The organism is Streptomyces sp. NEAU-174 (genome assembly GCF_052665095.1).
Window position 1 is genome coordinate 234,269 of the sequence record NZ_JBQTCE010000014.1, and the last position, 19,242, is coordinate 253,510.

The following is a 19,242-nucleotide window of genomic DNA, read 5'->3' on the forward strand; positions in this document are numbered from 1 at the left end:
TGTTCGTGTTGTTCTTCATCGACCACGGCACCCGGCGAGTGCACATCGCCGGTATTACCCGACACCCGACCGGCCCCTGGGTCATCCAGCAAGCCCGCAACTACCACGCTGCCGCAGGTGCCCCGGATGAACGCCATCGCAGAACGTTGGATCGGGGCATGCCGCCGGGAAGGCCGCCGACCGGGGCCTCACTGAGCCGGAAGGATACGAAGCATCCACCGAAGTCCCGCAGCCACTGCACTCGATCGAACAGCCCGCCTTCCGCGGAGACCCCTTCAGAACTTCCGGTGCGGGCTGACACCCCGTATGGGAAGTAGTCGGCGTGGCAGGGGCGCGACCAGCGGCGCGACGCCGTGCTCCGGCCCGCCGGAGCGGGGACAGGAAGGTGCGGGCGACCATCATCCGCTGCACCGGCACGGGGTCCCAGGTGGACTGGTTCACGAACTGCCGAAGGTTCTGCTCATTGCCGTCCGGCAGCCGAGCGGCCATGGCCTGGAGCGACTTGCGGCGGCCGTCCAGCATCAGTCCCCCCCAGATAGCAGTCACCCTACGCGACCGGGTCACTCCTGACGGGAACCCCCGTCAGCGACGGTCATGATGTGGCGGGTGCGCTCGCGCAGCAACTGATGCGTGCGGTCGTGGTGGTTGCGGGGATGCCACGCCATGCCGATGGTCAGGTGCGGCACCGACAGGGGGATCGGAAACGTGCGCAGACCGAGTGTGTCCACCATCGGCCGGCCCAGCCCGGTGGGGGCAACGCTCACGACATCGGTGTCGCGGGCCAGGAACAGCGCGGTCGCGACGCTGGGGACCACGGCGACCACGCGCCGGCTCAGGCCCAGCTCGGCGAGTCGCTCGTCGATCGGGCCGCGGGCCCGGCCCCGCCGCGACACGACGATGTGGTCGGCGGCGGCGAACCGCCGCGGGGTGACGGTCTTCGCCTTCGCCAGTGGATGAGTCGGCCGAATGACGCCGATCAGTGTTTCAGTGAGAAGGGTTTCCGTGCAGGTCTCCGGGTCGCCCGGGCGCACGATTCCGATCTCCAGATCGACCAGCCCCTCGCGCAGGGCGGGGGTGTCCTCGATGTTCTCCGGTCGCAGGCGCAGGGAGATGCCGGGCGCCTGGCTCCGTAGATCGTCGAGGAGGGGCGGAATGAAGGCCGTGGACAGCATGTCGTTGACTTGCAGGTCGAACGTCCGCACCGCGGTGCGGGGATCGGTGGAGACGGACGGTGCGAACAGCGCTCGCGCCCGGGTGGCGACCGCGTGCACCTCTCCGCGCAGTTCGAGGGCCCGGGGTGTGGGCACGAGGTCGCGCCCGGCGCGCACGAGGAGCGGGTCGTCGAAGATCCGGCGCAGCCGGGCCAGGGCGCGGCTCATCGCGGGTGGCGAGGTGCGCAGAAGGTCCGCGGCCCCCGTCACGCTGTTCTCGGCGAGCAGCGCATCCAACGCTTTGATCAGGTTCAGATCGACGTTGTCCATCCCCGGATTATCAGATACGGAATGAGTCTGTATCAAGATTGCATTGGTGTGAATCGGCTCCAGTTCTCTAACGTCAGAGGCACTCGATGCCCCCCAGGAGGACACCGTGGACATTCGCGTCCGCCCACCCCTGCGTCGCCACCGCGAGCACCATGACGCCGGTGCCCGGTGTACTGGCCTGGTCGGGGCTCCGTTGACCCTAATCACGTTCCCCCCATCCGGCGATCCCGTCACGCCCGGCTGCGCAGCCGGCTGACGGCTCACCGCACGACACGACCGATCGGCCATGCGCACGGAGGCTCCCAGTGAAGCGACACGAACTGCCCGCGACACGGGACACCGAACAGGAAGCAACCCGAATGATCACTCATGAGGATCATATGACCAGCGGCCATGCGGCCCCCGGGGCTCGTCCGCGCCGGATCTCCTATGCGGAGGTGCGCGCCCGGATCGGAGAGCCCGAAGATCTGATCAAACGCAAAATCCACGACAGCCTCGACCGGCATTGTCGCCGTTTCATCGCCCATTCGCCTTTCCTGGCAATGGCGACATCGAACGCGACAGGGCTCCCCGACAGCTCACCGCGCGGTGATTATCCCGGGTTCGTGAAGGTTCTCGACGAGCGCATGCTCGCCATTCCCGACCGGCCGGGCAACAACCTCGCCGACTCGTTCCGCAATCTCGCCGAGAACGACGGGATCGGGCTGATGTTCGTCGTGCCCGGGATGCGGGAGGTCCTGCGTATCAACGGCCGTGCCTACCCCACCGACGAACCAGACGTGCTCGCCCGGATGCGGACCGAGGGGAAGGACACCACGCTGGCGATCATCGTGGACGTGGAAGAGGTCTTCTTCCACTGCGGCCGCGCGCTGATCCGCTCCCGGCTGTGGGATCCGGCCGTCCAGGCACTGGCGGACGAGCTGCCGTCGATGGGTGAGATCGCCCGTGACCAGATGGGCGTCGACGCCGATCCGTCCGTGCTGGACGGAATGCTCGAAGACGACTACCGGCACCTATACTGAGGGCGGCACCACCGTGCAACGAACCATTCTCGAGAACGTGGAGCCAGTCGCCGAGGGCGTCGTCTCGCTCCTCCTGCGCGGAGCCGACGGTCCGCTGTCCCCCTGGGAACCGGGCGCCCACATCGATCTGGCCCTGCCCAACTGGCTGACCCGGCAGTACTCGCTGTGCGGGGACCCGGCCGACCGCGACACCTATCGGATCGCCGTCCGTCACGACCGGCTCAGCCGGGGCGGCTCGGAATACATCCACCTGTTCCTCAACAAGGGCCGCACCCTCGACGTCTCGGTGCCCCGCAACAACTTTCCCCTGCTGCCGGCTCCGGAATACCTGTTCCTCGCCGGCGGGATCGGCATCACCCCCCTCCTGCCGATGCTGAAGACGGCGGTGGAGTCCGGCGCCTCGGCAACACTGCTGTACGCGGGCAGGTCCCTGGCCACCATGCCGTTCGTCGGCGACCTGCAAGCCGTGCACGGGAGCCGGGTGGGCGTCCACACCAGCGACACGCACGGCACGCCCGACCTCGCCGCGGAAGCGGCGGCACTGGGTCCTGAGGCGCTCGTGTACTGCTGCGGCCCCACGGCGATGCTGGACGCGGCCGAGGCAGTGTTCCCCGCAGAGCGGTTGCACCTTGAGCGTTTCCGGCCGACCGTCAGGGAGTTCGCGCCCAACGCGCCCTTCGAAGTGCACTGCGCCCGATCGGCACGGACCGTCCAGGTCGGCGCGGAGGACACCATGCTGGACGCCTTGAACCACGCAGGATTCCGCATACCGTCCGGGTGCCGTGAGGGCGTCTGCGGCAGTTGCGAAATCGCGCTCGTCGACGGGGAGCCGGAACACCGCGACAACATCGGCCCCGCGCCGGGTCGCATGTACTGCTGCGTCTCGCGGGCGTTGTCATCCACCCTCACCATCAACCTCTGAACCTGACGAGCCGGTGGCTCTGTGGGCAGCGCACCAGCGGCCGGTACATACGTCATCTCCGAACGCGGACCCTGGTGACCCACGATCGCCCCTGTCACCGCCCCCATCACCTTGCACAGCCGAACAACATGGTCGCCGACCATCCCTGGAGGGGATGCCCCATGACCGTCCATACGCGCCTGATAATCAAGGTCGGTGGCTTGTGATCGACTGGCTGGAACTGGCCGAATCGGTCATCTCCTCACCGTGGTTGTACGCGGTACTGATCGCGGTGTCTTTCCTCGACTCATTCCTACCGCTGATCCCGAGCGAGCCAGTCGTGATCGTCGCGGGCGTCTACGCCACCTCCGGGGAAACCGACATCGTGCTCGTCATCGCCGCCACGACACTCGGCGCGTTTCTCGGCGATTGCGTTCCCTACGTGGCCGGACGGCTGTTGAGTGAACGCATCCTCAAGCGTCTGCCACCCGGTTCCAAGCGCCGTACGGCACACGACTGGTTCGTCCGCGAACTCGATTCCCGCGGTGGCTTCATCCTGGTGACCACACGGTTCATCCCGGTAGGGCGTTACCTGGCCACCCTGTCCACCGGACTCGTGGGCTTTCCGATGGCCAAGTACGCTCTCTTCGTCGGGTTCGCGACGGCGACATGGAGCGCCTACACCGCGCTCACCGGCTATCTAGGGGGAGTCGTGTTCCAGGAAAACACGCTGCTGGCCATCGCCGTCGGCGTCGGCCTGGCATTCGTGGTGACCGGTGCCATCGAAGCCGTACGCTACTTCCTCCGCCGCAGGAGTGCGGTCCCGGCGGACGCGACCATCGACTGAAATTTGCCTGCTGACCTTTCTGTTCAGATGTCGAGGCTGACATCTGAACAGAAAGGTGCCAGCGATCAAAATTCCATGCGTCGCGGCGCAATCGCCCACGCCCGCCGATCGGCGCACATAGTCATCCAGCCATACCTCCTCCGGAATTCGGAAACCCATGGACCTTGGACACGTACTGCTGCTGATTCTGGCCGGTTGGTGCCGGCGGAATCAATGCGCTTGCCGGTGAGGGCAGTCGAGCCGGTCTGACCGGGCGGTGGCGCCGTATCCGGGCCGCGCTGCCCGTCTGCGTCGCCGGTTCGGCCGTCGGCTGCGTTTTGCCGCTCGTCACGCCTGCTCGCGCCTTCGAACTCATCGCGCCGCTTCTCGTGCTCGGCGCGGCCGCCACGCTGTTCTTTGAGGAACGTCCGCGGCCTGGTTGGTCGCCCGAGTGCACTCAGCCGTCGCCGCCAGATCTACTCATCGAGGTCTCCGGTGCGACCGCGCGGTGCCGGGCGCACATGGTTGCCTATCACCACGTCCCGACCCCGGGCGTCGACTATCTCACCATGCGCGGCTATTGGCAGCTGGACCTCGTCAGCACGAACGAGAAATGGGTGATCCGGCGGTGGACGATCGTGCGAACCGCGCCGTGGGAAGGAAATCCTGACCTGTACCGCATCGCTCGCGAAGGAGCCTAGACCGCCTTGCGAGATTCGCAGCTCATTCAGGAGGTATGACAAGTGCGTGCAGTTGTGGTCGGCGGCGGGATCGTCGGGCTCACCAGTGCGATCGCGTTGCGCAGGCGGGGCATCGCGGCGGTGATCCACGAGCAGGCCCCCGCGATACGGGCGGCCGGCGCGGGGCTCGGGTTGTGGGCGAACGCGCTGGCGGTCTTCGACGAACTGGGGCTCGGCGAGCAGGTGCGGGCGATCGGCCGGCCTGCGGAGATGTATTTTCGGGACCACGCGGGCGAGGTGATCCATCCTTCCGGGTACTCCGACGACGACCACCGGTATCTGCTGGTGCACCGGGCCAAGTTGAACGACGTGCTCGCCGATGCGGTGGGCCGGGACAACATCCGCCTGGACTCGCGGCTGGTCGGCTACGACGAGACTGACGCCCGCGTGACGGCCCGTTTCGGTGACGGCACGACTGCCGAAGCAGATGTGCTCGTCGGCGCCGACGGCGCGTACTCCGTCGTTCGTTCCCTGCTGCTTCCGGGCAGCGAAGCCGTGGAGCACAAGGGCCATCACGCGTGGCGCGCGGTCGTCCGGCCGCCGGCGGGCGTCACCATCGACCGCAGCGTCATCGTGCTCGGCGAGGAGCGCACCCGTGGCGGATATGTGCCCACCGTCGACGGCACCGTGTACTGGTTGGTCAACCAGTTCGGAGCCGATCCGCTGCGGGGCACCCCGAAAGAGCAGGCCGCGGAACGTGCCGCGCTCCTCGACACGACGGGCTGGAATCCGGCGCTGCTCGCCCTGATCGCATCGACGCCGGACGACCAGGTGCTGCACAACCAGATCATGCTGGTGCCGCCGTTGTCGCGGTGGGTGTCGCAGCGGGTGGTTCTCGTCGGCGATTCCGCTCACGCGCTTTCCCCGCACATCACCGCGGGTGCGTCGCTGGGCGTCGAGGACGCGCTGTTGCTGGCCCGGCTGCTCACCACGTCCGACGGGGTGACCACCGCGCTGGCCGCCTACGAACAGGACCGGATTCCGCATTATCGGAAGGTCAACGAGTTGGCCAGGACGGTGGAGGACTCCGCGACGCCGGAGGAGTTCGCCGCCAACTACGTGGCCTTCAGTCACTGGATGCTCAACCGGTAGCGGCATCGACGGACATGGAGAACCGGATGGGCTTGTACATCGACACCAGCGTCGCCGTGCCGATGCGTGACGGAGTCACGCTGGCGACCGATCTATGGCAACCGGCCGGAACCGGCCCGTGGCCGGTCCTGCTCGCCCGCACTCCGTACGGCCGGACCTCTACCGTCCACCTGGGCAATCCGAAGCTGCCGGACATCCGGGCCCTGGTCGACAGCGGCTACCTGGTCGTCGTCCAGGACGTGCGGGGCACGGGGGAGTCGCCGGGGTTGATGGAGCCGCATCGCTTCGATCAGAGCGACACCGTCGACACGCTGGCGTGGATCGCCGACCAGGATTGGTGCAACGGCAGCGTGGGGATGTGGGGCGCGTCGTACATGGGCTTCCCGCAGTGGCAGGCGGCCGCCCTGGCGCCTCCGGTGCTGCGCGCGATCGCCCCCGCGATGACCTCGGCGGACATCTACCGTGCCTGGTACTCGTCTCAAGGCGCGGTGTCGCAGGGCACGTTGTTCAACTGGTCGGCCCGCATGGCTGTGGCCAACCTGTCACGCCCGCGCAGCGACGGCCCACCGGATCCGCGGGATGCGGCGTCGGTCCGAGCCGCGCTCGAGGACGTCGACGCGCTGTACTCGCTGCCGCTCGATCGCCAGGGAGCTCTCCAGCGGGGCCTGCCCTGGCTCGGTGAGATGCTCGCCCGCCCCGACTACGACGCGTACTGGAAGCGCCTGGCCGCATTGGATCACAGCTCAGCGATCACCGCGCCCGCGTTGAACGTGACCGGCTGGTATGACGTGTTCGCGCGAGAGGTCGTCCGCTCGTACACCACCATGCGCCGCAGCGGTGGCAGCGTGTCGGCCAGGGATGGCCAACAACTCATCATCGGCCCGTGGGGCCATGGTGACGGTGCGGACCTGGGAGTCTTCCCCGACCGCTCGTTCGGACCCGCGGGTTCCGTCAAGGCGGCGGCGATCACACAGGCCCATCTGCGGTTCTACGACCGGTGGCTGAAGGGTGGCGCCGAGGTCGACCCGGGTGCGCGAGTACGCATCTTCGGTCATGGGCCTGGACCGGTGGCGCGAAGAGGACGACTGGCCACTGCCCGACACCCGGTACGAGGATTACTTCCTCCGCAGCGCGGGACGGGCCAACAGTGCCGAGGGTGACGGACAGCTGCACCGCCGCGCCCCCGACGACGACCGCAGCGACTCGTACTCCTACGATCCGCTCGATCCGGTCCCGACCGTGGGCGGAGCGACACTGGGCTTCGACGGATTCGCCGGTCCAGCCGATCAGACCGATGTGGAACGCCGCGACGACGTCCTCTGCTACACCGGTGAATCCCTCCAGGAACCGCTGGAGGTCACCGGCCACGTCACCCTCACCGTGCACATGTCCTCGACAGCGGTCGACACGGATGTCACCGGTAAACTCGTCGACGTCTTCCCCGACGGCCGCGCCATCATCCTGTGCGAGGGCGTGTGCCGGATGCGGTACCGCGCCTCCCTGAGCCGGCCACAGCCGCTCGAACCCGGCCAGATCGTCGAGGCGACCATCGACATGGGCGTGACGTCGAACGTCTTCGGCCCCGGACACCGCATCCGGCTCGAGGTGTCGAGCAGCAACTTCCCGCGGTACGACCGCAACACCAACAGCGGCGACCCCGGCATATCCACGACCGGTACGAAAGTCGCCCTCAATCGAATCTTTCACGGACCGGCGCACCCCAGCCGACTGACGCTCCCGGTGATCGCGAGGCCCCGATGAGTACGCTTCAACGCATCGAAGCCGATGTGCTGATCCCTGGTCGCGGCGCCCCCGTACGCGACGGTGTCGTCGTCATCGACGGCCCCGTCATCTCGTACGCGGGCCGGCGTGCCGGTGCCCCGATCGACGACTCGGCGGTCGAGCCCGTGCACGCACGGACCGTCATGCCCGGCATGTGGGACTGCCACACGCACGTCAAAGGCGGCCGTCCGGGCACCTTCGACGACGTCCGGCTGGTGCAAGAACATCATCAAGGTGTGCGCGTCCGGCGGCGTACTGAGCGTCATCGACGATCCGCTCCACCAGGAATTCACTGTCCGCGAACTGCGTACGATCGTGGAAGTCGCCGGGCTCGCGGAGCGCAGTGTCGCGGCCCACTGTCACGGCAAGCCGGGGATCATGACGGCCCTGGAGGCCGGCGTGCTCACCATCGAGCACGGCAGCTACCTCGACGATGAGGCATGCACGGCGATGAGGGAAGCCGGTGCGATCCTCGTGCCGACACTCACCATCATCCGGGAGCTGCTCGACGGCGGAGGGCTCCCGCCATACGCGGCCCGCAAGCTCGCCGACATCGCCCGGGTCCACCGAGACAACATCGCCCGCGCCCACCAGGCCGGCGTTCGGATCGCCATGGGCACGGACATCCAGAGCAGCGGCGATGCCCCCGCCGCCTGGGGGCGCCATGGGCGCGAAGTGGTGCTGCTCAACGACATCGGCATGAACCCGCTGGACGTGATCGAAGCCGCCACAGCCAACGACCCCGCCACCCTCGGTCGCCAGGCACCTCGCTCCGGCCTCCTGCACGAGGGCTTCGACGCGGACATCCTCGTCGTCGACGGCGACCCACTGAGCGACATCTCCCTTCTCGCCGACCCGTCCAAAATCACCGCAGTCTGGCAAGCCGGAACCCTGGTGAAGGGCCGACGCGGTTGCGTAACTCCGGCGCCGGTGGCTGTATGTGCCCCGCTGTCCCATCCGGAGTCGGTCAGGAGGCCGACGTACTCGCTGCACTACCGGTAGTGCCCCGACCTGCCGTCGATCGTCTGCGGCGCCGTCTTGGCTGGTCGCGCCCACGCGGCGGAGCCGCACATCGACACAGCCCGCGCCCCTTCGGCGCGCCACCGAACCGCGGCCGACTTCCACCGATCCGCTGAGTGCTCTGACCGCATAGGTCCGCCGGGTTGTTCAGGCTGCGGCGGCGAGCGGGCGTCCGCCCCAGCGGATGCCCTTCTCGCTGCGGACGCGGGCGTGTCCCTTGCGTTCGGAAGTAGCGCGCCCCGTGGGTGCGATGGTAGATGGCCGGCACCCGGCCGCCCGCCGATCGCGGTGTCGGTGAGTCGGCGTACGTACCGGCTGTGCACCCGGGTCGACACTACTCATCTCCGCACCTGTTCCTGCGGGAGACCGGACGGACGAAGGACGGGTTTCTGGTGCTGGGCGCATCTCCCTGACCGGCTGAGCCAGCGCTTCCACCTGCTCAGGCTCTGCCTCCACGGGGGGAGTGCTGCGATGACCGAGAAGCCGGAGACGGAACGCGAGGAATGCACCGACCGTTTCGCCCAGCCGGACCCCGACAACACCCGCATCACGTACGCGAGCCGCACTATGGGGCATACAGGCGTGGGTGACCCGCTTACCGGCGGGGCACCGTTACCGTGCATCGGTGAGGGTCCACCCGACCACGTTCACTTGTCACTGTTCGTACTGAGCCCACCAGCAGGCCTCGTCGGCATGGCGGTCGCTCACGTGCGTCCGGACGAGCATGGCCCAGCATGTCTGGTACGCGATCTGCTTGTCCCCCCAGCCGCTGAAGTGCCCGCCCCGATAACAGGCCCTCATCCTCTCCGGGGTGGGGTTGATGTGATTGCCCTGCAAGCCAATCTGGACACAGTCGGCCGTCTCCGCCGACGCCGGGTCGGCCCCGGCGAGCGAGACGGTGGAGGCCGCGACGAGAACGCCGACGGAGGCCGCAGCGGTCACCAGATTCCTGTTCATCTTCTCCCCCTTACAGAGACCTGACACTGACGGTGGCGCTGATCGGCGGAGACTGGGCCGTCGGGAGCGCCGTTACGGTTTGGTGGCGGTCGGCCGGAGCCACCGTCTGGTGGCGGTCGGCGAGCGCGGGGCTCGTTGAGGTTGCGAGCGTGCCTGCGGCAAGAGCCCATAGAACGACTGTCCTCTTCGTACGAGTCACTTCAACTCCTCGATGTGAGAGAAGGCTGAATGCCCGGGCCGTGGTCCGCCACGCTCCCGTCGCGTGTCCCGGAGCTCGGGCAATTCAGCTTCCGCCCGGTGCGGACGGAGAAGCGACGTGATTCGGCCTGGGCCGAACATAGCCAGCGCGGGACAATTGGGACTATGGCGTTGCGAATCCACTTCACCAGCGAGGACCTGGCTCGTACGTGCATGGCTCAGGCGCCCCGCCCATTCCTGGAACTGGGCTTGGCTTTCTGGAGCCTGCGGCACCCGGCCCACGCCGCGCGGGCCGAGGCCTGGCAGCGAGGTGTATCCGAGCGACTGGCGCCCTCGATCCGCAAGCTGGCGGCTCGACATCCCTGGGTCGGATGCTCCGACTTCGTGTGGACCCCCACGGCGGCCGAAAACCCCCAAGAGGCCCTCGAGACCGTACCCGCCGTCTCTCCCGCAGGTCCAGCAGCAGATGGCGTATCTGACCGAGCGGCACCAGACGCCTCTAGCATGGACACGTCACCTCAGCGCTGACTCCAGGGCCTTGAGCCAGTACCACGGCATGATGCACAGCGTCCACGAGCGGGTCATCAAGCCGCACTGGCCCCAGATCGACATGCCGGCTTCCGCCAAGCGCGCACGGATGCAAGTCCTGGCCGAAGATGGGATCGACAGCCTCCTGGCCAGCCTCGATCCTCGCAGGATCCGCTGGAGCCCACCCGTGCTCGAACTCGCCTCCCCCCGGCCAACTCGACGTCCGCCTCGGCGGCCGCGGACTGCTTCTCATACCGACGCTGTTCGCCGCCCCGCCCTTCCTCGGCGCAGACCCCTTCAACGTGGAAGACACCGAGCCTCAGCGATGGCTGACATTTTCCCTACACCGCGCCGAGCTGCCGTCCACCACACAAGCCCCTGCGGCTTCGCGCCCACCACGATCCTTGTCCGCCTTACTGGGACGCACCCGCGCCACCGTGCTGTGTGTCATCGCCGAACAGCCGAACTGCAACACGACCCAGCTCGCCGACCGAGTAGGCATCGCCACCGCCAGCGCCAGCGAACACGCCACCGTCCTACGCTCGGCCGGCCTGACCGCTGCGGTACGCCACCGCAACATGGTGCTCCACATTCTGACCGCCGCCGGGCACGCCCTGCTCAGCGCCGCCATGTGAGCGATGGGTGCTGTCGGGAATCCCGTTGACCTTCTCAATCGCTGTCACCTCGGTATCGCTGTCACCGGTGACCAGTTGAAGATGGTGGCATGGACGCGCAGAAGGTGACCTTGCGGAAAATGGCGCCGTCGGAGTACGACGTGGCGACCCTCGCCGCCGCCGAGGAGCTTGTTGCCCGCGAAGGCAAGACATCGCTCAATTTGAACGTCGTTGGGGACAATGAGAAAGCCATTGCGATGTATCGACGTAATGGCCATGGCGTGTCGTCAATGTACCTATCCAAGAGCGTGCAGCGATAGACCAGACCGGCGCGGGCATCGCCGTGCTCGCCACGGGTGCCCCGGCGCGGTTCGTCCTGTCTGCGGCAGCCTCCTCCTGCCGTCGCTGAGCGAACGCGACGATCCCCGTGGCGATGTTGGCCGCGGAGGTTGGAGACGTCGGCGGAATGGGCGTCGCGGTGCAGATCGCCATGGCCGGACAGCCCGTGCGCGAGTTCGGCGTACGAGGCCTGGTCGCAGAAGGTGGTGTTCACCAGGCCACGTACGCCTCCACGGGATCAGATCCTCACCCCGCGGCAAGCTGGGAACCGCCCCAGTCCCACAACGGCTCGATCTCCAAGGCGTGGTCACCGAACTTTGAACTGGATCTTCGTCTCGGCCGCGACTAACTGGCGGTCCTCAGCCACGATCTGCTCATACCGTGCCCCGGAAACGTTCCCGGCGGTCGTGCGCGTGGGCATGGTCCTCACCACCCCTGCGGTCCGGGGCGTCGGCGCTCCCATCGCCGGCGACAATCCCGGCCTCACCCGGCAGCATCCTGCTGCTGAACATCAGGAGCAACCAGTGGCCAAAGCATCACTGACCCCGAGGATCAGACACGGGTTCTGAGCTTAAGCTCAGAGGATGTCTCACGTGGCACGTTCCACGAGCTTCTTGTAGCAGGTCGGGCGGCGGCCATGGCCGGGCCTGGCTCTGCCAGTCGTTGCGGACCATATACGGGATCTTGAGACCACGAGCAGCCGATGGCAGGCTCATGCCGCATGATCGATGAATTCGCCAAGGACAACCTGCACGGGAGACTGCGGCGGGACCGCAAGGCGCTGCTCTGGAAACTCGACGGCTTGACAGAATACGACGCCCGTCGACCTTTGACAGCGACCGGGACCAACCTCCTCGGCTTGGTCAAGCACGTGGCCACCGTCGAGGCCAGGTACTTCGGCGAGGTCTTCGACCGCCCTTCCCCGGAACCGCTGCCCCGGTGGCAGGACTACGACGGCAGCGATCTGTGGGCGACCGAGGACGAGACTCGCGATCAGATCATCGGGTTCTACCGGCGCACGTGGGAACACTCGGACGCGACGATCAACGAGCTTCCCCTCGACGCCCCCGGCCATGTGCCGTGGTGGCCGGAGCCTTATCCCAACACGAACCTGTTCGCCGTCATGGTCCATGTCCTCGGCGAGTCCATCCGGCATGCCGGGCACGCCGATATCCTGCGTGAGGGCCTCGACGGCCGGACCGGGGTGCGCGCCGAACACGAGACGCAGATCGATGAGGAAGCCCGTGCGGCCTACCGCACGAAGATCGAGCAGGCCGCCAGGTCGGCCGCACCAATCAAAGGTTAGAGGTTGTCTCTCGCCCCGTTGCTGCCGTCGTTTGCTGCTCGTCCGCAAGGTGGTGGGGCCGCCCCGTGTGACGAATCGGGCCGTGTTCACGGCAGTGGCGTTCGCGCTGACCAGGGGCTGTGCCTGGCGGCATCTGCCGCCGACGTTCGGCACGTCGCCCGCCACCGCGTATCGTCGCTTCACGGTATGGACCGAGGCCGGCCTGTGGCGTCGGCCGCACCGGGCGGTGCTGGACGAACTCGGGGCCCGGGGCGAGGTGGACTGGACCTCGGCGGTCGTCGACGCGGCCTCCCTTCGCGCCCAAAGGGGGGATCGCTGACCGGCCCGAACCCGGTCGATCGCGGCACGAAGGGCAGCAAGCTGCACGTGCTGTCCGATGCCCAGGGCATCCAGGGGCATCCCGCTCGCCGTCGCCGTGTCCGGCGCGAACATGCACGACAGCCTCGCCCTCGAGCCGCTCATCCGCGGCATACCCGCCCTGCCACCAGCAGGCGGCGAAACCAGTGCACGTGGTGCGGCCGAGGCGCCGCCGTACCTGACGACCTATTCATGTGGGCGCAGAGAACTGCCCGGGCGCAGCGAACCCTGATCATCGAGGTTATCCAGCACTGCGGGCAGGCCCTTCGTGAGCATCTTGGTGCGGACGCTGCCGAGGAACTTGGACATGAATAGGCCGCCGACACCGGTGAAGCCCGTGTGGTCGTAGATGAAGCGCGTGCCTTCGCCCCACGCCTGAATCCGGTAGGCGACCTCGGTCACCGCACCTCCGCTCTCATCCTGCCAAGAAAACCGCAATAGTTCCGGCTTGCGCACCTCCAAAACCTCACAGGAGACGACGCCGCTCCATCCGGGCCGAGGCTTGGCCACGAAGGCGAACTTGGTGCCAACGACGGGCGCGAAGCCCTCAGGGCGGGCGCCGGCGCCGGTCGCCGTCCACAGCGGGACCAGCTGAGGGTCGGTGACCGCGCGCCACACCGCTTCCGGCCGGTGGGGGTAGTCGCGGACGATGTGGATCTCACTCATGAGGGACCCTTCCGGGCGGGCGACGGGAAACCCATCGCGTAGCGTATCGTACAGTCACTGAAAATTTACTGTAGCAGAACCTTTTCCAGGGACTGGATTACTATCTGAGGCATGAGCATGCGCACTGTGAACTGGTCGACGCTCCGCCCAAGGGGACAGGAATCCGCGGACGAAGGCCTTCGGGAGCGCAAGAAGCGGCTGATGCGTCAGCAGCTGTCCGATACAGCGACCGCGATGTTCCTGGAGCGCGGCTTCGAGGCTGTGCGCGTGGCGGAGATCGCGCAGGCGTGCGGAGTGTCGGAGAAGACGGTGTTCAACTACTTCCCGACCAAGGAGTCCTTGGTCCTGGATTTGGGCGAGGCCACCATGAACTCGCTGCGCCAGACTCTCGCTGACCCGAGCCTGGCACCGGTCGAGGCGGCGCTGGCCATCCTCGACCAGGAACTGAAGGACATCACCTCCTGGCTCGCCGCGCAGGCCGACGCTGTCGAGGCGAAGGTCGCGCTCATGCGCTTCGGGACGCTGATCAGGTCCACCCCGTCTTTGCGGGCCTATCAGCGGGACATGACTGACCGGCTGGTCGCCGAGGCCGCCGAGATTCTTGCCTCGCGCGCCGGCCTGAGCCAGGACGACCCCGAACCGCAGATCGCCGCGATCGCCCTCCTCGGCCTGTGGACCGTGCAGTTCCAAGCCCTGCGCCGCCACCTCGGGCGCGACGTCGCTCCCGAGCGGCTTCACCAGGCCGTCACCGCAGATGTCATGCGTGCGGCTCGGCTCATCGACGCCGGGCTGCATGTGCTCGGCACGGCCGGTGAAAACGACCGGTCCGAGCAGGCCGGGTGAGGCACCACCGTGCGCTCCGAGGGCCTCGTAGCCGGCACAGCTCGCGGAACTGTCGACCAGTTCAACTTCGGCGTGCTGCTGCGGAATCTGCGGAGCATCACCGGTCACTATCTCGATGCCGGAGCGACGCACCCCGTCCTCGCTGGTGTGGGTGAGGACCAGCACGAGCGGAAGCTACTGGCTGATGCCGTGTAGGGGCGACTCATTGAGGTCTTCGCGGCCATAGCCGCCCATGCTGTCGCGGTGGTCGCTTCCTTGTCCGCGATCGAGAATCCGGGCCGGGGGCAGCGGTTGCGGATTGCGTCTGGGTAAATTGGCTCTTAACGAGCTTGCACTTGATGTTAAGTGACGAGTTCTCTAGCTTTTCCGTATGAACCTCACGATCCTTGCGGCTTCCGGCAGGACCGGAATCGCGCTTACTCGGCAGGCGCTGAAGCGTGGTCACACCGTTACCGCGATTGCGCGCGACCCCGAGCGAATTCCGGTACCCAATTCCGACGCTCTGTATAAGGTGGCGGGTGATGTGCATGACCCTGCGAGTATTTCAGCGGCGATCGATCCGGATTCCGTAGTCCTTTCCGCTCTCGGCGCGGACAAGGCGGGAATTCTCCTGGCCGGCGCCAGGACAGTTGTCGCGGCCCCGTCGCGGCGCGTCATCTGGCTCGGTGCGTACGGCACGGGTAAGTCCGCCGAGGTGGCGGGGGAGGCGGCCGGCGTCATCGTGAAGCTGCTGGGGGGCGATCATCTTGCGGACAAGGTCGAGGCCGACAACACGGTCCTCACGGCCGGTGGCACGGTCTTTCATGCCGGGGTGCTGGCCGACGGACCGGAAAGCCCCACCCGGCGCACGGTCGGTCTACAGGATGCGCCTCCGTTCGATCTCACCGCGAAGGTCACCCGTGACACCGTAGCGGCGGCCATGCTCGACGAGGCCGAGGAGCCGCACTTCCCCGGAACCGTTGCCCTGCCGCTGGCCGGTTAGGCGGTGACGATCTCCGCGAGAGCCGCTCTTACCTGATCGCGGAGCCAGGCGTGCGCGAGGTCCGAGTCGTTGCGCTGGTGCCAACTACAGTTGATCGGCGCCGCCGGGAACTCGACGGGTATCGGCCTCGTGATCAAGCTGAACGCTTCGATGAGCGGACGGCCGAGGATCGCCGTGGTGGTGAGCAGCAGGTTGCTGCGGGCGGCTATCTGGAGGGCCGTGGGGAGGGTCGCCACGGCCGCGACGACCCGACGGTGCAGGCCTTCTTGGGCCAGTACGTCGTCGATCGGTGCGGTCAGGCGGCCGCGCCGGGAGACGATCACGTGTGGCTGCGAGGCGTACGCGTGCAGATCGAGGCTGTCGGCGTACGGATGGTCGGGACGCATCGCCACGACGAGGGGGTCGTGGCCGAGGGTTTCGGACCGGAGCTCGGGCAGGCTCGGCCGGCCTCCGCCGAGTTCCAGCTCGATGCGGCCGTGCCGCAGGTCGTCGGTGTCGGTGGAGGTCTCGGCCAGCACCCGCAACTGCACGCCGGGAGCCTGCTCCTGGACCTTGCTGACCAACACGGGCACCAGCGACGCGGCAAGCGCGTCATGGCACTGGAGCGTGAAGGTGCGCTCCAGTGTCATGAGTTCCAGCTCGCGGCTCGGCGAGAGCACCTCCTCGGCCTGTCTTACCAGCCGACGGACGTCCTCCCGGATCGACACCGCATACGGCGTAGGGGTCATCGCATGGCCCGTACGCACCAGGAGGTCGTCGCCGGTCACCCTCCGGAGCCGACCGAGCGTGCGGCTGACCGCGGGCGACGACAACCGCAGCCGCCTGGCCGCACCCCTCACGCTGCCTTCCTCGAGCAGAGCGTCGAGCACAGTCAGCAGATTCAAATCCACTTGCACACCAGTAAACAACGTCAGATGAGTATTGTGCTCAGGTAAATTAACGGAGACGTCATGATGGGTCAACTGTCCACGGCTGCCGCAGCCGCCGTCCGCCACGCGGGCACCAGGATGCTGAGGCTCTACTCCACCGAGACGCGTCAAGCCGGGCTCACCGAACTTCTGGCATCCATCCGCGACTACGAAGCAGCCGTTGTCGACACGCTACGGCCTGCGCTGGCCGAGATCCTGCCGAGCGCAGGCTGGCTGAACGACGAACATGGATCGGGCCCGTTGGCCGCGGGCGAGTGGTGGCTCATCGACCCCATCGGCGGCAACATCAACGCCGTGCACGGCATGACCGACTGGAACATCGGCGTCAGCCTCGTGCGCTACGGGCGCCCGGTGCTGGCAGTGATCTACTTTCCGCTGCTCGATGAGATGTTCACGGCGACCGCGGGCGGCGGGGCGTTTCTCAACGGCGTACCCCTGCGGGTTTCTACCAAGAAGTCGCTGGACGGCGCGTTGGTCGGCACCGGTCAGGCCAAGCCCGGTCAGGGCGTCGACATCGCCGAGCGCATGGGGTCCTCCTTCGCCGCGATGATGGAGCAAGCCATCTACGTACGGATCTCCGTTCCGGTGACCCACCAGCTCGCCCAGGTTGCCGCGGGCCGGATGGACCTGCACTGGCAATTCGACAATGTGCGCTCCCATGTGGCCGGTGTGCTGCTGGTCCAGGAGGCCGGCGGCATCGTCACCGACCTCGATGGAAGGCCGTGGAAGCTGACCAGCACCGGCTACGTCGCCGCCACACCTGGCGTGCACGCCGCCGCGCTCAAGATTCTCGCTGCCCGACCTTGACCCGGCTCCCGCACGGCCGGCACGGGACCAGAACACCTTGGAGCGGGTATGAGAAGTGCGGCTGTGCCACGTCCGGCACGGAGACTGCCGAACCGACGACCACGACGCGAGCGCCGGTGTAGTCGGCGTACTCCCGCTCGAGTTCGGGCAGGCCCTCCAGGTTGCGCTTCTCGATGTTCTCCTCGGCGACTTCGGCCGGCATCGACGCGTCACGTTCCGCTCCCTGGGAGAAGCGGGATTCCTCCCCATGGGGGCGAGCCGCCGCCGGGCTGCCCGGCGGGAACGGTGAGGCGGAAGCCGACACCGCGCGCGGTGGTGATCCGGGCAGGATCACCAAGTTAGCGGCGCAGGGCGGCGATGTGCGCGTCCAGCGTCGTGGTGGGTCCGAAGAAGTGCGGGTCCCATACCGAGTCCATGATCTGCTGCCGGGAGTGCACCGCGCCGGGATCCTGGGCGAACCCGAACGGCGCGGACGCGGTTGCCGCCGCGACGAAGGCGACGAAGGCCGCCGACGCCGCCCGGGAACGCACCGCCGAGTACCTCCTGGCCACGCGGCTGGAGCAGCTGCGTGAGCAGACCGTGCCTCACATGGCCAGGATCCGGTAGCCGGTGACGTGGCGCGAGTACACGACGACGCAGGCATGCCCGTCGAGGACGTGGTGACCGCTTCGTTGAGGGCCTTGGAAACCGGCGAGGTGGTGTGCGTGCCCGCCCTGGTCGACGGCGAGGCGGTGCATCGCATCGCCGCGGCGGAATTCGGGCTCCGCTCCTCGTCCACCGGCACACTCGCCCCGCGATACCAGAACCCCCGCGCTCCGGCTCGCCGGAGCGCGGACCGAATGGTGCGGCCGACCATCATCAGCCGGTTGTGCCATCCCTCCCACTGACCCCAGGTGGCCGGGTCGGCCCGACTTCCTGATCGACTTGCCACTGCTCGTCGCCATGGCGGGGACGGGCCTGCCCTCGGCGTCTTTTCCTCGGTCACAGTCGTGTTAGCCGGATGTTAGCGGGGCGGCACGATTGCGGTAGTGGCCCCGGCCAGAGTTGGTGTCGTACCGAGCAGACCACGACACCGACCGCTCCGGGGAACCCGACATGCGCTCCAACGCCACTGCCCGCATTGCTCGCCGTCGCACCCTCCGCGACGCCGCCGCGGTCCTGACCGCGCCCGCCGCCCTGACCCTGACGGCCTGCAACGGCTCGGACAGTGGCGACACGAAGTCCGCGGGCCAAGCGGACACGGCCTCGGCCGGGTCCGGCGGCTCCTCGGGTTCCTTCGGCGGTGCGCAGGGTTCCGGTGCCAAGGCCGAGGGGGGGTCGGAGGCGGGCGCCGCGCAGGATCAGTCGGGCGGCGGGCGGGCCGACACCGGTGGGGGCGGCAGGGCGCATGCGGGTGTCGAGCGCTGCCGCACCGAAAGCCTGGAGGCCGCCTTCGCCACGGGCCAGGACGCGCTCCCGGTCCCGGAGGAGGACGGAGAAGGCGCGGCGACCGCCACCATCGTCCTGATGAACAAGGGCTCCAACTCCTGCCGGATCGGCGGCTTCCCCGGTGTGGATCTGACCTCGGTGAACGGCGGTGAGCGCTGGTCCCTGGTCCGGTCCTCGCGGAAGTGGAGCTCTGTGGAGGTGGAGGCCGGCCAGAGCACCGAGTTCACCCTCAACCTCGCCTTGACCCACGAGGAAGAGGGCTTCTACCAGCCGACCTGGGTCGGGATCACCCCGCCCGACGAGGCCAAGGCCCTCAAGATCGAGTGGCCCTGGGAGACCGGCGCCCTCGTCGACCAGCGCAGCGCCACCCACCCCGGCACCTTCGTCAACCCCAACGGCTGACCAGCTCACAGCCGTGCCACGA

At 67.7% G+C, this 19,242-nt stretch carries 22 protein-coding genes and 2 pseudogenes; 17 read left to right on the top strand and 7 right to left on the bottom strand.

All coding sequences use genetic code 11. The features are described from left to right. Window positions 1–387 precede the first annotated feature (387 nt). Window positions 388–547, bottom strand: a pseudogene (locus ACT2CW_RS35240) (transposase); the annotation flags it as partial. 13 nt (window positions 548–560) lie between these two features. After that, window positions 561–1,481: a LysR family transcriptional regulator gene (locus ACT2CW_RS35245; protein ID WP_445519470.1), complete on the bottom strand. Its 921-nt coding sequence runs from the start codon at window positions 1,479–1,481 to the stop codon at window positions 561–563. A gap of 380 nt (window positions 1,482–1,861) precedes the next feature. On the opposite strand from ACT2CW_RS35245, the gene ACT2CW_RS35250 reads away from it, so the two are divergent. From ACT2CW_RS35250 to ACT2CW_RS35285, 8 genes are all read left to right on the top strand, one after another. Next, window positions 1,862–2,503, top strand: a complete 642-nt coding sequence (locus ACT2CW_RS35250; protein ID WP_445519471.1) for an MSMEG_1061 family FMN-dependent PPOX-type flavoprotein — start codon at window positions 1,862–1,864, stop codon at window positions 2,501–2,503. Between the two features lie 13 nt (window positions 2,504–2,516). Next, window positions 2,517–3,425, top strand: a complete 909-nt coding sequence (locus ACT2CW_RS35255) for a PDR/VanB family oxidoreductase (protein ID WP_445519472.1) — start codon at window positions 2,517–2,519, stop codon at window positions 3,423–3,425. A 202-nt stretch (window positions 3,426–3,627) separates the two neighbouring features. Next, window positions 3,628–4,251, top strand: coding sequence for a DedA family protein (locus tag ACT2CW_RS35260; protein ID WP_445519473.1), 624 nt, complete (start codon window positions 3,628–3,630; stop codon window positions 4,249–4,251). Between the two features lie 317 nt (window positions 4,252–4,568). Further along, window positions 4,569–4,931 carry a nuclear transport factor 2 family protein gene (locus tag ACT2CW_RS35265; protein ID WP_445519474.1) on the top strand — a complete coding sequence of 121 codons (363 nt, stop codon included), beginning with the start codon at window positions 4,569–4,571 and terminating at the stop codon, window positions 4,929–4,931. A gap of 42 nt (window positions 4,932–4,973) precedes the next feature. Then, a complete protein-coding gene (locus tag ACT2CW_RS35270) occupies window positions 4,974–6,062 on the top strand; it encodes an FAD-dependent monooxygenase (protein WP_445519475.1) in 1,089 nt (362 codons plus the stop codon). A 26-nt stretch (window positions 6,063–6,088) separates the two neighbouring features. After that, complete coding sequence (locus ACT2CW_RS35275; protein ID WP_445519476.1) at window positions 6,089–7,222, top strand: CocE/NonD family hydrolase; 1,134 nt, start codon at window positions 6,089–6,091, stop codon at window positions 7,220–7,222. Then, window positions 7,116–7,823, top strand: a complete 708-nt coding sequence (locus ACT2CW_RS35280; RefSeq protein WP_445519477.1) for a CocE/NonD family hydrolase — start codon at window positions 7,116–7,118, stop codon at window positions 7,821–7,823. Before ACT2CW_RS35275 ends, ACT2CW_RS35280 begins: the two co-directional genes overlap by 107 nt. A gap of 114 nt (window positions 7,824–7,937) precedes the next feature. Beyond that, window positions 7,938–8,846, top strand: a complete 909-nt coding sequence (locus ACT2CW_RS35285; protein ID WP_445519558.1) for an amidohydrolase family protein — start codon at window positions 7,938–7,940, stop codon at window positions 8,844–8,846. A gap of 672 nt (window positions 8,847–9,518) precedes the next feature. On the opposite strand, the gene ACT2CW_RS35290 is transcribed toward ACT2CW_RS35285, so the two are convergent. Beyond that, window positions 9,519–9,821, bottom strand: coding sequence for a hypothetical protein (locus ACT2CW_RS35290; protein WP_182468053.1), 303 nt, complete (start codon window positions 9,819–9,821; stop codon window positions 9,519–9,521). Window positions 9,822–10,951: 1,130 nt separating this feature from the next. Between ACT2CW_RS35290 and ACT2CW_RS35295 the strand changes: the two genes are divergently transcribed. From ACT2CW_RS35295 to ACT2CW_RS35310, 4 genes are all read left to right on the top strand, one after another. Further along, window positions 10,952–11,182, top strand: coding sequence for a winged helix-turn-helix domain-containing protein (locus ACT2CW_RS35295; RefSeq protein ID WP_445519478.1), 231 nt, complete (start codon window positions 10,952–10,954; stop codon window positions 11,180–11,182). Window positions 11,183–11,271: 89 nt separating this feature from the next. Further along, window positions 11,272–11,481: a hypothetical protein gene (locus ACT2CW_RS35300; RefSeq protein ID WP_445519479.1), complete on the top strand. Its 210-nt coding sequence runs from the start codon at window positions 11,272–11,274 to the stop codon at window positions 11,479–11,481. Between the two features lie 740 nt (window positions 11,482–12,221). Then, window positions 12,222–12,806 carry a DinB family protein gene (locus ACT2CW_RS35305; RefSeq protein WP_445519480.1) on the top strand — a complete coding sequence of 195 codons (585 nt, stop codon included), beginning with the start codon at window positions 12,222–12,224 and terminating at the stop codon, window positions 12,804–12,806. Next, window positions 12,733–13,125, top strand: a complete 393-nt coding sequence (locus tag ACT2CW_RS35310; protein WP_445519481.1) for a transposase — start codon at window positions 12,733–12,735, stop codon at window positions 13,123–13,125. The genes ACT2CW_RS35305 and ACT2CW_RS35310 overlap by 74 nt, the downstream gene beginning before the upstream one ends. Window positions 13,126–13,349: 224 nt before the next feature. Here ACT2CW_RS35310 and ACT2CW_RS35315 read toward each other — a convergent pair whose 3' ends face one another. Next, window positions 13,350–13,829: an SRPBCC family protein gene (locus ACT2CW_RS35315; RefSeq protein ID WP_445519482.1), complete on the bottom strand. Its 480-nt coding sequence runs from the start codon at window positions 13,827–13,829 to the stop codon at window positions 13,350–13,352. Between the two features lie 117 nt (window positions 13,830–13,946). Between ACT2CW_RS35315 and ACT2CW_RS35320 the strand changes: the two genes are divergently transcribed. Together ACT2CW_RS35320 and ACT2CW_RS35325 are read left to right on the top strand one after the other, a co-directional pair. After that, on the top strand, window positions 13,947–14,672 hold the full coding sequence (locus tag ACT2CW_RS35320) for a TetR/AcrR family transcriptional regulator (RefSeq protein ID WP_445519483.1): 726 nt from the start codon (window positions 13,947–13,949) through the stop codon (window positions 14,670–14,672). Window positions 14,673–15,042: 370 nt separating this feature from the next. Then, on the top strand, window positions 15,043–15,654 hold the full coding sequence (locus tag ACT2CW_RS35325) for an NAD(P)-dependent oxidoreductase (protein WP_445519484.1): 612 nt from the start codon (window positions 15,043–15,045) through the stop codon (window positions 15,652–15,654). Here ACT2CW_RS35325 and ACT2CW_RS35330 read toward each other — a convergent pair. Further along, window positions 15,651–16,550 carry a LysR family transcriptional regulator gene (locus tag ACT2CW_RS35330; protein WP_182468045.1) on the bottom strand — a complete coding sequence of 300 codons (900 nt, stop codon included), beginning with the start codon at window positions 16,548–16,550 and terminating at the stop codon, window positions 15,651–15,653. The two genes, ACT2CW_RS35325 and ACT2CW_RS35330, sit on opposite strands and share 4 nt — an antisense overlap. A 57-nt stretch (window positions 16,551–16,607) precedes the next feature. On the opposite strand from ACT2CW_RS35330, the gene ACT2CW_RS35335 reads away from it, so the two are divergent. Beyond that, window positions 16,608–17,390 carry an inositol monophosphatase family protein gene (locus ACT2CW_RS35335; RefSeq protein ID WP_445519485.1) on the top strand — a complete coding sequence of 261 codons (783 nt, stop codon included), beginning with the start codon at window positions 16,608–16,610 and terminating at the stop codon, window positions 17,388–17,390. Here ACT2CW_RS35335 and ACT2CW_RS35340 read toward each other — a convergent pair. Both ACT2CW_RS35340 and ACT2CW_RS35345 read right to left on the bottom strand, forming a co-directional pair. After that, window positions 17,365–17,592: a hypothetical protein gene (locus tag ACT2CW_RS35340; RefSeq protein WP_445519486.1), complete on the bottom strand. Its 228-nt coding sequence runs from the start codon at window positions 17,590–17,592 to the stop codon at window positions 17,365–17,367. The genes ACT2CW_RS35335 and ACT2CW_RS35340 overlap by 26 nt on opposite strands. Before the next feature lie 7 nt (window positions 17,593–17,599). After that, window positions 17,600–17,842, bottom strand: a pseudogene (locus ACT2CW_RS35345) (winged helix-turn-helix domain-containing protein); the annotation flags it as partial. A gap of 189 nt (window positions 17,843–18,031) precedes the next feature. Between ACT2CW_RS35345 and ACT2CW_RS35350 the strand changes: the two are divergent. Then, a complete protein-coding gene (locus ACT2CW_RS35350; RefSeq protein ID WP_445519487.1) occupies window positions 18,032–18,277 on the top strand; it encodes a hypothetical protein in 246 nt (81 codons plus the stop codon). A gap of 208 nt (window positions 18,278–18,485) precedes the next feature. After that, window positions 18,486–19,220, top strand: a complete 735-nt coding sequence (locus tag ACT2CW_RS35355; protein ID WP_445519488.1) for a DUF4232 domain-containing protein — start codon at window positions 18,486–18,488, stop codon at window positions 19,218–19,220. Window positions 19,221–19,242 lie beyond the last annotated feature (22 nt).